The sequence below is a fragment of the Rhizobium sp. BK512 genome, from assembly GCF_014194915.1.
Lineage (GTDB): Bacteria > Pseudomonadota > Alphaproteobacteria > Rhizobiales > Rhizobiaceae > Rhizobium.
The window spans coordinates 82,567-96,763 of the sequence record NZ_JACIAS010000013.1 but is presented as its reverse complement, the minus strand read 5'-3'; the positions used below and the strand labels follow the sequence as shown (position 1 = coordinate 96,763).

The window sequence follows — 14,197 nt, the reverse complement described above, 5'->3', positions numbered from 1 at the left end:
GTGCCGCCCTTCCTCGCAGGCCATGCGCCAGATTTGTGGTCACTTGAGCCCGAAACGCTCACCCGCGGTATTTTTTCTTGCCGCGCCTTCTCATACATTGCGCTTATGAACATGATGATCCGCGACCGACGTTCCGAGCTCTCCCGCCGCCTGCTCGATCGACTCCGCCCCATGGTGGCGGGGAAGCTCGACGTAGGGATGCATCCTTATGGCGAGCAACTGTTCGCCTATTGCTGCTTCGACCGCGAACGGCTGGCCGCTCTTCGACTTGATTGTCCCATGATCTGCATCGTGCTTCACGGCCAAAAGGACGTGTGGCTTGGCGATCGCACCCGGTCCTTCCCAGCCGGCTCGCTCTTCGTGTTGCCCGGCGGTGTAGCGATGGACGTGGTCAACATTCCGGACGACAAGACGAGCGTCTATGCAGCGTTGCGGCTCGACGTGCCGTCCCTGCCGGCGGGCATTCCACCGCTTTCCGTTGCAGAGCGCGCCGGTCGTGCCGCCGATCTCGACGCAGTGCCGCTGAGCATCGATCTCGTCGAGACGATTTGCCACGCAGCATCCACGATCGCCGATGTCAGCGTTGGCGAAACGATCAAGCGGTTGAGGCTGACAGAAGTTCTGGCGCTATTGCGGCCGCTTGCCGAGGCCCGACCGCTCTTCAGACAAAGCCTGTCGGACGATATAGCCTGGCTGATCGCAACTGCTCCTTCAGAGCCCTGGAACGTTTCTGATGTTGCAGAAAAACTTGGAATTGGAGCGTCCACGCTGCGACGTCGATTGGCCACGGACGGCACCTCCTTCCGTGCAATCTTGCGGCGCGAGCGTCTAAGGGCAGCGCAACATGCAATCACGTCCGGCGCGACGGCTATAGCCGCCGCCGAGGCTGCGGGTTACGTGTCGCGTTCACACTTTTCCCGCCGGTTTCGCGAGAGTTTTGGGACCAGTCCGACAGGGCGGTCATAACATCGAAAGTCTGTGAACCAGTTTCGCTTTCGTTCGAAACGCTTTGACGCGTCACGATCGGAGCGACTGGCATATCAAAGACCCCATACGACCGCCTCCTCGTGGCGTTTGATGAGGTGCCTCAGACTTTCGAAGCCAGAGCGGACAAATGTGGCAAACTGGTCGACGGCGGGCGAACGGGGCGCATCGACACGGCCGAGGATCGCCAACGCTCGTTCGGGATGCGGAATGGTGATGGGCAGTGCCGTGATCGATTTGTCTCTGCGCTGCGCAAAGACGACGCTATGGGGCATGATCGTCAGCGCATCGGCCATTTTCAGATAGTTGATCACCGCCATCAGCGAGCCGCCCGAATAGCGGATCTTGAGCTCGGTTGCGCCGAATGAGAGAAGCAGCGCGCGCAAGTCCGCGAGCAAGGGGCTGCCCGGTGGCGGTGCGACCCAAGGATATTCGAGAAGATGGCTCGGCTGTGGCCGCCTCTTCAAGAGCAGGGGATGCGTGACCCGGCAGGCGACAACGTTGCGGCCGGGAAGAATCTGCTGAAACTCGAGCCCCGACCCTTCGTCGAGAATATCGATCGGACAGATAGCAAGGTCGATCTGGTCGGCCTTCAACGCCGCCCTGAGATCCGGGAAGTAACCGTAGCTCTGGTCGATGCGTACATCGGGGTGGCTCGACTGAAACTCCGCACAGATGCCGGCAATCAGTCCGTCCATGAAAAAGGGCGTGCCGCCTACGCGCACGACGCCGCTCTTGCCGACCCTGAAACTCTCGACGAGATCGGAGGCCTTGCGTGAGGACGCCAGCATGACGAAACCGTGCTCGGCGAGAGCGAGACCAAAAGCTGTCGGCTGCAGCGGGCGACGGCCCTTGACGAACAGCGGCTCGCCCAGGCGTTTCTCCAGCATCGACAAGGTGCGCGAGACGGCAGGTTGCGCGAGCCCCAGCAAAGCCGCGCCTTCGGTAACGCCGCCGGTCTTGACGACGGCCGCGAGTTGGATCAGGTGACGCTCGTCGATCTTCATAACAATCTGTTATATTATCTTCCAACAAAATCATCAATCGATGTGTCTCCACCTGCTATTCTCTCGATACTGTCGCAGAGCAAGTCGGGAGGATTGGCATGGCGGGGCGCTCTCAACCGCTGACATTCAGCGAGGCTACTTCGTCCGAAGCCTTCGCCGAGCGCTTTTCTTCCGGTCGGGACGATAGGCTGGTCGAACTGCTCGCCGCCGCCGTGACCCATGTGCACGACCTCATCAAACAATTTCGGCCGACCCAGGACGAGTGGCGAAGGTTCATCGCTTTTCTGACGGAGGTTGGTCATGCCTCGGACGAGCGCCGGCAGGAATGGGTCCTCCTGTCCGATCTGATCGGCGCTTCGGCACTCGTGGAAGATATCAATTCGCGTCGGCCCAAGGGGGCGACGCCCAATACCATCCGCGGCCCGTTCTTCCGGGCCGATGCGCCGGAACGTGCTTCGGCTTCGTCGATTTCACTCGATGGCATCGGCGAACCACTGTTGGTCTCGGTTTGTGTCCAAGATCTCGACGGCCTCCCGGTCGCGGATGCTGAGGTGGTGACCTGGCAGGCCAATGCAGAGGGCTTCTACGAGAATCAGCAACCGGATCTCCAGCCGGAACATAATCTGCGCGGCCTGTTCAGAACCGATGCACAGGGGTGTTTTTCCTATCGCTCCGTTGTTCCGTCCGGCTACGGCGTGCCGGCCGACGGTCCTGTCGGCAGGCTGCTGTCTGCGGCCGGTTATCCGTTGCGCCGGCCGGCGCATCTGCATTTCGTTGTGCGTGCGAAAGGCTTCGAGACGATTACGACGCATGTCTACGACGCGAGTGATCCGCATCTGCACGAAGACGCGCTGTTTGGCGTGCGGCCCGAACTCGTCACCTCTTTCGATCCCCTCGAGGTCGACGGTCGCAGCGCAAAGGCGGTCAAACTTACCTTCGTCATGGTCCGGGCAAAACCGGGGAGGGCGGCATGATCGGCCCATTCTCCTATGCGGGCAGTCCTGCGCAGATCGTCTTCGGTACGGGCAGTAAAAACAAACTGGCTGAATGGATTGCCAATGCCGGTTGCAAGCGGGCACTGGTCCTTTCGACGCCGCATCAGAGGGCCGATGCCGAAGCACTGGCCCGCGACATTGGCCCGCTTGCCTGTGGCGTCTTTGCCGGCGCGGTCATGCACACGCCCGTCGACGTGACCGAGGCCGCGATGAAGGTCGTGGCCGAAACCAGGGCGGATTGTGTGGTCTCGCTCGGCGGAGGATCGACGACGGGGCTCGGCAAGGCGATTGCCTATCGCACCGACCTTCCGCAGATCGTCGTGCCAACCACCTATGCCGGCTCGGAAGTCACCCCCATTCTTGGCCAGACGGAAGGCGGTCGTAAGACGACTGTTCGCGACGCACGGATCCTGCCGGAAATCGTCATCTACGATCCGGCGTTGACCCTGGGACTGCCCGTTTCGATGAGCGTGACGAGCGGGCTCAATGCCATGGCGCATGCCGTCGAGGGTCTCTATGCGCGCGATCGCAATCCGATTTCGACCCTGATGGCCCTTGAGGGCCTACGCGCCTTTTCCCGCAGCCTGCCCGTAATCGTCGAAAGGCCCGATGACGCGGGCGCCCGAAATGAAGCGCTCTATGGCGCCTGGCTCTGCGGCACGGTGCTCGGCACTGTCGGCATGGCGTTGCATCACAAAATTTGCCACACGCTGGGCGGTTCTTTTGAAACCCCGCATGCTGAAACCCATGCGGTGATGCTACCGCATACGGCCGCGTTCAACGCCAAGGCGGCAGCATCGGAACTTGCTACGGCAGCCGACATCTTTGGCGGTTCGATCGGCGGCGGGCTTTGGGATTTTGCCAAAACGATCGGCGCACCTTTGTCGCTCAAGGAATTCGGATTGTCACAGGCCGATCTCGACCGCGCTGCATCGATCGCCGTCGAAAATCCTTACTGGAACCCGCGCCCCATCGATCGGGATTCGATCCGGGCGCTCTTGCAGGAGGCCTGGGAAGGCCGCCGGCCGGTAGATTGAAGATCTGCCGGATCACGCGCTCTTTGGGAGGAGAGGAAAATGGGAGGATACATGTTTACGAGACGCGATTTTCTGAAGAGGACGGCCGCCGGCGGAGCCGCGCTTGCTGCGTCCGGCCTGGCTGCGCCAGCAATCGGCCAGACGGCGGCTATCAAACTTGGTTACGTCAGTCCGCAGACCGGTCCGCTTGCCGCTTTCGGCGAGGCTGACAAGTTCGTCATCGATTCCTTCCTGGCAACGACCAAGAAGCTCGGCCTCAGCTATGAAGTCGTGGTCAAGGACAGCCAGTCCAACCCCAACCGAGCCGCCGAAGTTGCCAAGGAACTGATCGTCGACGACCAGATCAACCTCATTCTGGTATCCTCGACGCCGGAGACGACCAACCCGGTTTCCACGACCTGCGAAGGCGAGGGCATGCCCTGCATTTCGACGGTCGCGCCCTGGCAGCCCTGGTTTATCGGCCAGCAGGGTAATCCGGGCGACCCTGCCTCATGGAAGCCCTTCGACTATGCCTACCATTTCTTCTGGGGGCTGGAGGATATCATTGCCGTCTTCACCGGCATGTGGGGCCAGATCGAAACCAACAAGAAGATCGGCGGGCTGTTTCCGAACGACGGAGATGGCAATGCCTGGGGCGACAAGGTCGTCGGCTTTCCGCCCGTGCTCGAAAAGCTCGGTTATGGTTTGACCGATACCGGCCGCTACCAGAACCTGACGGATGATTTCTCCGCACAGATCAACGCCTTCAAGCAGGCGCAAACCGAAATCCTGACAGGCGTGATGATCCCGCCCGACCTCACCACCTTCTGGAACCAGGCCAAGCAGCAGGGTCTGAAGCCGAAGATTGCCTCGATCGGCAAGGCGCTTCTTTTCCCGCAGACCGTCGAGGCGCTTGGCAATGCCGGCCACAATCTGTCGACGGAAGTCTGGTGGACACCGAGCCATCCGTTCAAATCCTCGCTGACCGGTGAGACTACGGCTGCGGTTGCTGACGCCTTTACGAAATCCACCGGTCGTCCCTGGACGCAGCCGATCGGCTTTGCCCATGCCCTGTTCGAACTCGCCGTCGACGTCATGAAGCGCGCCGGCGATGTCAGCGACGGTGATGCGGTGGCGAAGGCGATCGGGGAAACCAAGCTCGATACGCTGGTCGGACCGATTGCCTGGGGCAATGAGAAGCTTCCGCCTTTCGCTCAGAAAAACGTCGCCAAGACGCCGCTGGTCGGCGGTCAGTGGCGGCTGAAATCGGGCGGCGGCTACGATCTCGTCGTCGTCGAAAATGGCCTTGCACCCAACGTGCCGCTCGGCGGCAAGCTCGAAGCCCTTGCGTAGGGCGCACGTCCGCCCGGCTCTGCGGCCGGGCGGATACTCGCGGAGATTGGCCGATGCCCATCCTGGAACTTAATGATGTCTCGAAGTCCTTCGGCGCGCTCGTCGTTGCAGAGGATATCAGCTTTTCGGTCGAGCCTGGCGAGGCGCTCGGGGTCATCGGACCGAATGGCGCCGGCAAATCCACGCTCTTCAATCTGATCAACGGCAATCTGTCCGTTGCAGGCGGAGCCATCAGCTTCGACGGCCGCGACGTTACCCGTGCGCCGCCGATGCAGCGCTGCCTTGCCGGCATGGGCCGCACCTTCCAGATCCCGCAACCTTTCGAGCGCCTGACTGTCTATGAAAACCTTCTGGTCGCAGGCGCTTTTGGTACCCGGGCGAGGGAAGCCGATGTCGCAGGCTTCTGCGCCGATATTCTGGTCGAGACCGGTCTGATTGCGAAAGCCAACAGGCCGGCGGCATCGCTCACCCTTTTGGAGCGTAAACGGCTGGAACTCGCCCGCGCGCTTGCTACCAAGCCGAAGCTTCTGCTCCTCGACGAAATCGCTGGCGGCCTGACGGAGGGGGAGTGCCGGCAGCTGGTCGCGACGATCAGGCGCGTTCATCAGCGCGGCATGACCATCATCTGGATCGAGCACGTGCTGCATGCGCTGACGGCGGTTGCCGAGCGCATCCTGGTCCTCAATTTCGGACGGGTCGTCGGCATCGGTGCGCCGGAGGCGATCATGGCTTCGGACGAGGTGCGCACCATCTATCTCGGTATGGAGGTCTGATGGCAAGCCTTCTTGAGATCCGCGGCCTGAAGGCTTTTTACGGCGACTTCCAGGCTATTTTCGGCATCGACATTGATCTCGATGTCGGTGAGACGATTGCCGTCATCGGCGCCAACGGAGCGGGAAAGTCGACGCTGATGCGATCGATCGCTGGCGTGATTGCGAACCGGGCGGACATGGTCCTGCATCGGGGCGAGGCGATCGGTGCAGTGCCTGCCTTTGATGTCGTGCGTCGCGGCATCGCTCTCGTGCCGGAAGGGCGCAAGCTCTTCGCTTCGCTGACGGTGGAAGAAAACCTGCAGATCGGCGGCTATGGCTGCAAGCGCTCCGGACCGTGGTCGTTGGAAAGCGTCTACGCTCTGTTTCCTGTCCTGAAAGAGCGACGCGGCAGTCCGGCGACAGCGCTTTCCGGCGGCCAACAGCAGATGGTGGCAATCGGCCGGGCCCTGATGTCGAACCCGGAAATCCTTCTCTGCGATGAGCTCAGCCTCGGCCTGGCGCCTGTCGTCATCAAGGACATCTACGCTGCCTTCACTCGTATTCGTGCATCCGGGATGGCGATCGTCGTCGTTGAGCAGGACATCGCCCAGGCCCTGAAGGTCGCCGATCGTGTCTATTGCATGATGGAGGGACGGATCACACTCACCGGGCGCCCTGCCGATCTCGACAGGGCCGAAATCCATGCAGCCTATTTCGGAGCGGAGAGCGATGAACTGGCTTGATACGGTTCTTCAAGGGGTATTGCTTGGCGGGCTCTATGCGCTGTTTGCGGCTGGCCTCAGTCTGGTCTTCGGGATCATGCGGCTTGTCAATCTCGCCCACGGTGACCTCATCGTGCTGGCAGCGTTCTTGATCCTGCTTCTCGTTTCGTCGCTCGGCCTCGATCCATTCGTTGCGGCGCTGATTGCCGCACCCCTGATGTTTGCGATCGGCTGGCTGCTGCAATACCACCTTCTCAACCGCACGCTCGGCAAGGACGTCCTGCCGCCACTGCTCGTGACCTTTGGCCTCTCCATCGTCATCCAGAACGGCCTTCTGGAGGCCTTCACGGCCGACAGCAGAAGGATCTCCGCCGGCTCGCTGGAGACGGCGTCGCTGCAACTGGGGAGCATCAATGCCGGTCTGATGCCGCTCCTGACCTTCGGCTCGGCAGTCGTGGTCATCGTCGCCTTGAACCAGCTCATCTATCGCACGGCCCTTGGGCGCGCCTTCCGCGCGACGTCGGATGATGTGGTCACCGCCGGCCTGATGGGCATTCGCCCGAATTCGATCTTCGCCATCGCCACGGGCCTGGCGATGATGATCGTGACCATCGCCGCACTCTATCTCGGCATGCGGGCGAATTTCGATCCGACAGCCGGGCCGGCGCGGCTGATCTATGCTTTCGAAGCGGTGATCATCGGCGGTCTCGGATCGCTCTGGGGCACACTTGCCGGCGGCATCATCCTCGGGCTGGCGCAGACGATCGGCGCCGCCGTCAATCCGGAATGGCAGATCCTTGCCGGGCATCTCGCCTTCCTGATCGTCCTGCTCCTGCGTTCGCGCGGCCTCTTTCCGCGCGCTGTCGATTGAGGCCGCGCCATGACCACGGGTTTGGAAACGATGACGAGCGATGGCCAGGCATATCAGGACTGGCGGATCGAAACTGGCACACGGCTGTCGCGGGCCTTTTCATTCGTCTGCCTGGTTGTGTTCGCCGCCCTTGCGGTCGCACCGCTTTTGCTGTCGCGCGGCGTAGTACAGGATCTGTTCTTCATTCTGACGATGCTGACGCTGGCGCAGAGCTGGAACCTGCTTGCAGGTTATGCGGGGCTGATTTCGGTCGGCCAGCAGCTCTTCGTCGGTTGCGGCGCCTATGCTCTCTTCGGCCTTGTCATTCTTGCCGGCCTCGACCCGATATTCGCCATTCCGCTTGCCGGCGTTTCGGCCATGCTCATCGCCGTGCCGACCGCGTTCTTCGCCTTTCGCCTATACGGTCCCTATTTTGCGATCGGAACGTGGGTGATCGCCGAAGTCGGGCGGCTGCTGCTTGCCCAATGGAAGGCGCTCGGCGGCGGCACCGGCACATCGCTGCCGCGGGATGCGACCCGTGACATGCTCGGCGTTTCCCTCCTTGACGACTGGTTCGGCATGCGCGCGGCAGCGGCAGCCGATGCCCTGTCCTTCTGGCTCGCGCTGATCGTTGCGGCCGTCACCATTGCAATCGTCTACAAGCTGTTGCGCAGCCGGCAGGGTCTCGGGCTTGCCGCAGTGCGCGACAATGAGACGGCGGCGCGTGCGCTGGGCGTCGATACACGCCGGTTGAAGACGATGATCTATCTGCTCACGGCCTTCATTACCGGCATCATCGGTGCGCTCATCTATCTCCAGAAGGCGCGCATATCGCCCGACGCCGCCTTCTCGCTGACCGACTGGACGGCCTATGTCATCTTCATCACCGTCATCGGCGGGATCGGCACGATCGAAGGGCCGATCCTTGGCGTGCTGGTCTTCTTCTTCCTGCAGAATGCCTTTTCGGCCTACGGCTCCTGGTACCTTCTGGCACTTGGAGCGCTCGCCGTCGTCACCATGCTGTTTGCACCCCGGGGTCTCTGGGGGCTGATATCCGACCGTACCGGCTTCGAACTCTTTCCGGTTCGTCGCCTGCTCAGGGGCGGACCTGTTGTACCAAATGAAAAGGGAGGGCCGAATGGCTGACATCACCACCGACGTCTTGATCATAGGCACGGGACCTGCGGGTTCGGCGACCGCCGCATTGCTTGCGAGCTACGGTCTGGAGCCGCTTATCATCAATCGCTACCGCTGGCTCGCCAATACGCCACGCGCGCATATCACCAACCAGCGCACGATGGAGGTCCTGCGCGATCTCGGCCGGGACGTTGAAGATGAGGCATATCTCTTTGCGACCGAACAGGACCTGATGGGCCAGAACGTCTTCTGTACGGCGGTGGCCGGCGAGGAAATCGGCCGCATGCAGAGCTGGGGCAATCATCCACTGTCACGTGCCGAGCATCTCCTGTCCTCGCCAGGGCGGATGAACGACCTGCCGCAGACCTATATGGAGCCGCTGCTCTTCAAGACGGCCTGCTCGCGCGGCGCCCAGTCGCGCATGTCGACCGAATATTTGAGCCACGTCCAGGACGCGGATGGGGTCACGACGACCTGCCTCGACCGCTTGACGGGCAAGGAAGTGACGATCCGTTCGACATTCCTCGTCGGCGCAGACGGCGGCAATTCGAAGGTCGCCGAACATGCCGGCCTGTCCTTCGAGGGCCGCATGGGCGTTGCCGGTTCCATGAACATCCTCTTCGAGGCTGATCTGTCGCGTTATGTCGCCCATCGTCCTTCCGTGCTCTACTGGGTACTGCAGCCGGGCGCGGATGTAGGCGGTATCGGCATGGGCCTCGTGCGCATGGTGCGGCCCTGGAATGAGTGGTTGATCGTCTGGGGCTATGACATTAACCAGCCGGCACCTGCCGTCGACAACGCCTTTGCAACCAAGGTTGTGCGTGAACTGGTCGGCGTTCCCGACCTTGAACCAAAGATCAAGTCGGTCTCCACCTGGACGGTCAACAACATGTATGCGACGACCCTGTCGAGCGGCCGGGTCTTCTGCATGGGCGACGCAGTGCACCGTCATCCGCCATCGAATGGCTTGGGCTCCAACACCTCGATCCAGGATGGGTTCAACCTCGCCTGGAAGCTTGCCATGGTGATCCGAGGACAGGCCGGAATGGGCCTCCTCGACAGCTATCAGGCCGAGCGCGCGCCGATCGCCAAACAGATCGTCACTCGCGCCAACAAGTCGATCGAGGAATTCGGTCCGATATTCAAGGCGCTTGGCCTCCTGGATTCCGTCGATCCCGTCAAGATGCAGCAGAACATGGACGCACGTTGTGATGACGGTGAGGCTGCCGAACGCCAGCGCGCGGCAATCCGCGATGCCATTGCCTATAAGGTCTATGAATTTGATGCTCATGGCGTCGAAATGAATCATCGCTATGCATCGAACGCGGTCGTCAAGGACGGGCAGGCGGAGCCCGCCTTCGAAAAGGATGCCGAACTTCATTGCCAGCCGACCACCTGGCCAGGTGCACGGCTTCCGCATGTCTGGTTGTTCGGGGCGCAGGGAGAAAAGGTTTCCAGTCTCGATCTCACCGGTCACGGGTTCTTCACGATCCTGACCGGGATCGGTGGCGACGGCTGGATTTCCGCAGCAAAGGCGCTTTCAAAGGAATTCGGAGTGCCGATCACTGTGCACAAGATCGGTCCCCGCCAGATTTGGCAGGACCTGACGGGAGACTGGGCACGCGCCCGCGAGATCAGCGATTCCGGCGCCCTGCTCGTTCGTCCCGACCATCATGTCGCTTGGCGTTCACATGTAGCGGCCTCCGAGCCGGAAGCAGAACTGCGCCGCGTGCTGAAAACAATCCTGGATCGGTGAGGTCGTTATGGGTGCTGAAGAAAACGGTTATTTCACCGAGGAAAATTCCGTCGATGTCGTCATAAGCCGCAATGCGGGGGCAAAGAGCGAACGGCTGAAGCAGATCATGGAGGTCGTCACCCGCAAGCTCCACGAGGCGGTGAAGGAACTCGAGCCGACGCAGGAGGAGTGGATGGATGCGATCCTCTTCCTCACGCGCACCGGCCATACTTGCACCGACTGGCGGCAGGAATTCATTCTGCTGTCAGATGTGCTCGGTGTTTCGATGCTGGTCGACGCGATCAACAATCGCAAACCCACCGGCGCCTCGGAAAGCACCGTGCTCGGCCCATTCCATGTCGCCGACGCGCCAGAATTGCCTATGGGCGCCAATATCTGCCTCGACCATAAGGGCGAAGACATGGTCATCAGCGGCCGCATACTGGATACCGACGGCAAGCCGATCGCCGGCGCCGTTCTCGATGTCTGGCAGGCCAATGACGAAGGTTTCTATGACGTGCAGCAGCAGGGTATTCAGCCGGATTTCAATCTGCGCGGCGTCTTCCGAACGGGTGAGGACGGGCGCTACTGGTTCCGCGCGGTCAAGCCCAAATATTACCCGATTCCCGATGACGGGCCGGTTGGGCAGATGCTGGGCGCGCTCGGCCGTCACCCCTACAGGCCGGCGCATCTGCACTACATCATCAAGGCGGAAGGGTTCGAGACGCTCGTCACACACATCTTTGATCCCGACGATCCCTATATCCGTTCGGACGCGGTGTTTGGCGTCAAGGAGAGCCTTCTCGCCGACTTCAGATTGACTGAGGATCCCGCGCACGCCAGGGAACTCGGCTTCGAGGGGAAATTCTGGCAGGTCGAGCACGATTTCGTGCTGGCGCCAGTTAATTCTTAGTCGGGACAGGTGGTTGCCGCTTCGACCAAAGGTGTCTCGTCGTCGCAAAGGGCGTCAATGGCATGCGGCTGCCGGTTGGCGCTGAGAGACTGATATTCCTCGGAATATGCTGGAAAAGTTCAGGCTTCTTTCGACGCATTCCGAAGCCGTTGATGCCGGCCTCGTTGAGGGGCGGCGGCGGATGCATCGTCCGTGTCCGCCGTCTCTTTGGCCATCCGCGAGGCGCGCCATTGGGCCGGGGTCAATCCCAGATGCTGCTTGAAGGCACGCTGGAAGGCAGCTTCAGATCGATAACCGGCCAGATCGGCTGCCGCAGCGGTCGATGTCGTCTGCACCCGCAGCGCATTCGCAGCGAGCGTGATGCGAACGTCCTGGAGAAGGTCGGTAGCGGAGCGGCCCAAACTGCTCTGGAAGTAGCGCGCCAAACTTGCACGAGACAAGTTGCAGAGGCTTGCAAGTTTCGAAAGCGTCCATGGGCGGGCGGGTTCGAAGAATATCGCGTTGATCGCAGGAGCGAGCCTGACATGGCTTGCGAGGGCGACCAGCCCGAGTGGTGCGTCATGGGATTGACTTGCCAGCCGGAGCGCCAGCGTGAACAGCGCTGCTGAGAACGCATTCAGCATCGCCTGACCGCCAATCCCCTCGACGTTCGCCTCGGCCCGCATGAGCGCCACCAGGGCCTCCATCTGTCGGCGCGTCACGGATTGTGGTGACGTCGCTGAGTTAGACGTTCCCCGTACGACCATCCGGGAACGCAGGTAAGTCCCCAGCAGTCGGTCATGCGGTGAGGCAAGCACGAAGCGGCCACAAAGCATGTCCAGCCGTTCGCCTTGGCCGGCATTCTCGCTGATCACCACATTCAGCCCTTGCCTCTGCGTCGCCTTCCCCGGCTCGGCGCCGCTGCCATCGGTCAGAACGTGAGGCGCTCCAGCGGGAACCAGCAGGATGTCGCCGGGCGTGAGACGTTGTTCTCTGTTGCCGTCACTATCATTCAGCCATGCCTCGCCGCTCAATATCACGTGATAAACGATGTCCTGGACGGGGCCTTGTTCATAGGCAACCCGCCAAGGTGCACCGTAAAGGCAGTGAAGCTCCAGCTTGCCGGTGACCGGCATCATTTCGAGCAGACGACTGAGCCAATCGATGCCTTGTGACATGTCGATCCCTTCAAGATGAGTTGATCGAGCATGAATATGAGCTAAATCGGCATTAATCAAATCATGCCGTCATTATAACCTGCTCCTATCGTCATTGCAGAAGCAGATCGCCTTCGAAGCGCTCGGCTGCTGCCAGCTCACGGAGAGTCCCATGCCTGATATTGAGAATTTCGACACTCTGATCCTTGGCAGCGGCCAGGGCGGTAAATTGCTCGCTTGGCACCTGGCTCGTTCCGGTCAGAAAGTTGCGGTTGTCGAAAGAAGGTGGGTCGGCGGTTCCTGCCCGGCGGTTGCCTGTCTGCCCAGCAAAAACGAGATCTGGAGTGCACGCGTTGCTCATCTGGTTCAGCACGCGGCCGAATTCGGTACCGCGACCGGACCAGTCAGCGTCGATATGGCGGCCGTCCGCCGGCGCAAGCAAGCGATGGTCGATCGGGAGATCGCGTTTCACCTTGATGCCTATAAGGCAAGCGGTGCCGAACTCATCATGGGGGAGGGAAAGTTCGTCGGGCCGAAGACCATCGAAGTCAGCTTGAACGATGGCGGTCAGCGCAGGCTTTCCGGCAATCAGGTGGTGGTGAATGTCGGCAGTCATGCTGCGATACCGGATATCCCTGGCCTGCCGGCAGCGCGCGCAATGACACATATCGAGGCTCTCGAACTCGACTATCTGCCGTCTCATCTGATCGTGCTCGGAGGAGGCTATGTGGGTATTGAAATGGCGCAGGCATACCGCCGCTTCGGTAGCCGGGTGACCATTATCGAACCATCGCAGCGGTTGATGGCTCGGGAGGATGCTGACGTCGCCGAGGAGATACAGCGCATACTTGCCTCAGAAGGTATCGAAGTCATCCTAGGCGCCAGGCCGACACAGGTGCGGGGCTTGTCTGGGGATGCTGTTGTTGTCGAAATTCAAACCGACGCCGGGAACCGGACCGTCGAAGGCAGCGACTTGCTGGTGGCTGCCGGTCGGGTACCAAACACGGCCGACATCGGACTTGAGAAGACCGGTGTCGAACTGGATACTCGCGGATTCATTCGCGTCAATGAACGTCTGGAAGCTACGAAAGACGGCGTCTGGGCGATCGGCGAGTGCGCCGGCAGTCCGCAGTTTACGCATGTGTCTGTCGATGATTTCCGGATCGTTCGCGACAACATGGCGGGAGGCAACCGTCGCACCGACGCTCGCCAGATCCCCTATGTGATGTTTACGGATCCTCCGCTTGCCCGTGTCGGCATGAGCGAAAGCGAAGCCCAGCGCCTGGGCATCGCCTATCGGGTCGCGACACTGCCCATGGGAAATGTGCTGCGCACCGAAGCAACCGAGGAGACGCAAGGCTTCATGAAAGCTATTGTAGGCGCGAATGATGATCGCATCCTGGGTTTTACGATGATCGGCTCCGAAGCCGGAGAGGTCATGGCCGTGGTTCAAACGGCAATGATGGGCGGACTGCCCTATACTCAGCTTCGCGAAGCGGTAATCGTGCACCTGACGATAGCGGAAGGCCTCGGCCCGCTTTTTGCTGGAATTCGCTCGCTGAAATAGTTGATCAGGGCGTTCTTGGCGCAGGAGAAT

The 14,197-nt window shown here is 61.1% G+C and carries 13 protein-coding genes; 11 read left to right on the top strand and 2 right to left on the bottom strand.

All coding sequences use genetic code 11. The features are described 5' to 3' along the window. Nucleotides 1-105 precede the first annotated feature (105 nt). Nucleotides 106-966 carry a helix-turn-helix transcriptional regulator gene (locus FHX06_RS33125; RefSeq protein ID WP_246715748.1) on the top strand — a complete coding sequence of 287 codons (861 nt, stop codon included), beginning with the start codon at nucleotides 106-108 and terminating at the stop codon, nucleotides 964-966. 74 nt (nucleotides 967-1,040) lie between these two features. On the opposite strand, the gene FHX06_RS33120 is transcribed toward FHX06_RS33125, so the two are convergent. Next, the gene (locus FHX06_RS33120; protein WP_112545429.1) at nucleotides 1,041-1,991 is read right to left on the bottom strand and encodes a LysR family transcriptional regulator; all 951 of its coding nucleotides are present in this window, start codon (nucleotides 1,989-1,991) and stop codon (nucleotides 1,041-1,043) included. Nucleotides 1,992-2,089: 98 nt separating this feature from the next. Between FHX06_RS33120 and FHX06_RS33115 the strand changes: the two genes are divergently transcribed. From FHX06_RS33115 to FHX06_RS33075, 9 genes are read left to right on the top strand one after another with little or no spacing between them, the layout of a single operon-like run. Further along, complete coding sequence (locus FHX06_RS33115; RefSeq protein ID WP_113210274.1) at nucleotides 2,090-2,965, top strand: dioxygenase; 876 nt, start codon at nucleotides 2,090-2,092, stop codon at nucleotides 2,963-2,965. Beyond that, on the top strand, nucleotides 2,962-4,023 hold the full coding sequence (locus tag FHX06_RS33110; RefSeq protein ID WP_113210275.1) for a maleylacetate reductase: 1,062 nt from the start codon (nucleotides 2,962-2,964) through the stop codon (nucleotides 4,021-4,023). The genes FHX06_RS33115 and FHX06_RS33110 overlap by 4 nt, the downstream gene beginning before the upstream one ends. A gap of 51 nt (nucleotides 4,024-4,074) precedes the next feature. After that, entirely contained in the window at nucleotides 4,075-5,355 is a 1,281-nt protein-coding gene (locus FHX06_RS33105; protein ID WP_113210276.1) for an ABC transporter substrate-binding protein, read from the top strand. A 53-nt stretch (nucleotides 5,356-5,408) separates the two neighbouring features. Beyond that, nucleotides 5,409-6,128, top strand: a complete 720-nt coding sequence (locus FHX06_RS33100; RefSeq protein WP_113210277.1) for an ABC transporter ATP-binding protein — start codon at nucleotides 5,409-5,411, stop codon at nucleotides 6,126-6,128. Beyond that, a complete protein-coding gene (locus FHX06_RS33095; RefSeq protein WP_113210278.1) occupies nucleotides 6,128-6,850 on the top strand; it encodes an ABC transporter ATP-binding protein in 723 nt (240 codons plus the stop codon). Before FHX06_RS33100 ends, FHX06_RS33095 begins: the two co-directional genes overlap by 1 nt. After that, nucleotides 6,837-7,700: a branched-chain amino acid ABC transporter permease gene (locus FHX06_RS33090; RefSeq protein WP_183882429.1), complete on the top strand. Its 864-nt coding sequence runs from the start codon at nucleotides 6,837-6,839 to the stop codon at nucleotides 7,698-7,700. The genes FHX06_RS33095 and FHX06_RS33090 overlap by 14 nt, the downstream gene beginning before the upstream one ends. 9 nt (nucleotides 7,701-7,709) lie before the next feature. Beyond that, a complete protein-coding gene (locus FHX06_RS33085) occupies nucleotides 7,710-8,825 on the top strand; it encodes a branched-chain amino acid ABC transporter permease (RefSeq protein ID WP_113210280.1) in 1,116 nt (371 codons plus the stop codon). Beyond that, nucleotides 8,818-10,572, top strand: coding sequence for an FAD-dependent oxidoreductase (locus tag FHX06_RS33080; RefSeq protein WP_113210281.1), 1,755 nt, complete (start codon nucleotides 8,818-8,820; stop codon nucleotides 10,570-10,572). Before FHX06_RS33085 ends, FHX06_RS33080 begins: the two co-directional genes overlap by 8 nt. Before the next feature lie 7 nt (nucleotides 10,573-10,579). Further along, the gene (locus FHX06_RS33075; RefSeq protein WP_113210282.1) at nucleotides 10,580-11,464 is read left to right on the top strand and encodes an intradiol ring-cleavage dioxygenase; all 885 of its coding nucleotides are present in this window, start codon (nucleotides 10,580-10,582) and stop codon (nucleotides 11,462-11,464) included. A gap of 119 nt (nucleotides 11,465-11,583) precedes the next feature. Here the strand turns inward: FHX06_RS33075 and FHX06_RS33070 are convergent, their stop codons facing one another. Next, on the bottom strand, nucleotides 11,584-12,621 hold the full coding sequence (locus FHX06_RS33070) for an AraC family transcriptional regulator (protein WP_113210283.1): 1,038 nt from the start codon (nucleotides 12,619-12,621) through the stop codon (nucleotides 11,584-11,586). A gap of 151 nt (nucleotides 12,622-12,772) precedes the next feature. Here FHX06_RS33070 and FHX06_RS33065 point away from each other — a divergent pair, with 151 nt between their 5' ends. Further along, entirely contained in the window at nucleotides 12,773-14,167 is a 1,395-nt protein-coding gene (locus tag FHX06_RS33065; RefSeq protein ID WP_113210284.1) for a mercuric reductase, read from the top strand. Nucleotides 14,168-14,197: the final 30 nt, after the last annotated feature.

What these genes read in the sequence shown, in the direction of transcription:
- FHX06_RS33125 (WP_246715748.1), top strand. Translation starts at nt 106, where the DNA reads ATGAACATGATGATCCGCGACCGACGTTCCGAGCTCTCCCGCCGCCTG.
- FHX06_RS33120 (WP_112545429.1), bottom strand. Translation starts at nt 1,991, where the DNA reads ATGAAGATCGACGAGCGTCACCTGATCCAACTCGCGGCCGTCGTCAAG.
- FHX06_RS33115 (WP_113210274.1), top strand. Translation starts at nt 2,090, where the DNA reads ATGGCGGGGCGCTCTCAACCGCTGACATTCAGCGAGGCTACTTCGTCC.
- FHX06_RS33110 (WP_113210275.1), top strand. Translation starts at nt 2,962, where the DNA reads ATGATCGGCCCATTCTCCTATGCGGGCAGTCCTGCGCAGATCGTCTTC.
- FHX06_RS33105 (WP_113210276.1), top strand. Translation starts at nt 4,075, where the DNA reads ATGTTTACGAGACGCGATTTTCTGAAGAGGACGGCCGCCGGCGGAGCC.
- FHX06_RS33100 (WP_113210277.1), top strand. Translation starts at nt 5,409, where the DNA reads ATGCCCATCCTGGAACTTAATGATGTCTCGAAGTCCTTCGGCGCGCTC.
- FHX06_RS33095 (WP_113210278.1), top strand. Translation starts at nt 6,128, where the DNA reads ATGGCAAGCCTTCTTGAGATCCGCGGCCTGAAGGCTTTTTACGGCGAC.
- FHX06_RS33090 (WP_183882429.1), top strand. Translation starts at nt 6,837, where the DNA reads ATGAACTGGCTTGATACGGTTCTTCAAGGGGTATTGCTTGGCGGGCTC.
- FHX06_RS33085 (WP_113210280.1), top strand. Translation starts at nt 7,710, where the DNA reads ATGACCACGGGTTTGGAAACGATGACGAGCGATGGCCAGGCATATCAG.
- FHX06_RS33080 (WP_113210281.1), top strand. Translation starts at nt 8,818, where the DNA reads ATGGCTGACATCACCACCGACGTCTTGATCATAGGCACGGGACCTGCG.
- FHX06_RS33075 (WP_113210282.1), top strand. Translation starts at nt 10,580, where the DNA reads ATGGGTGCTGAAGAAAACGGTTATTTCACCGAGGAAAATTCCGTCGAT.
- FHX06_RS33070 (WP_113210283.1), bottom strand. Translation starts at nt 12,621, where the DNA reads ATGTCACAAGGCATCGATTGGCTCAGTCGTCTGCTCGAAATGATGCCG.
- FHX06_RS33065 (WP_113210284.1), top strand. Translation starts at nt 12,773, where the DNA reads ATGCCTGATATTGAGAATTTCGACACTCTGATCCTTGGCAGCGGCCAG.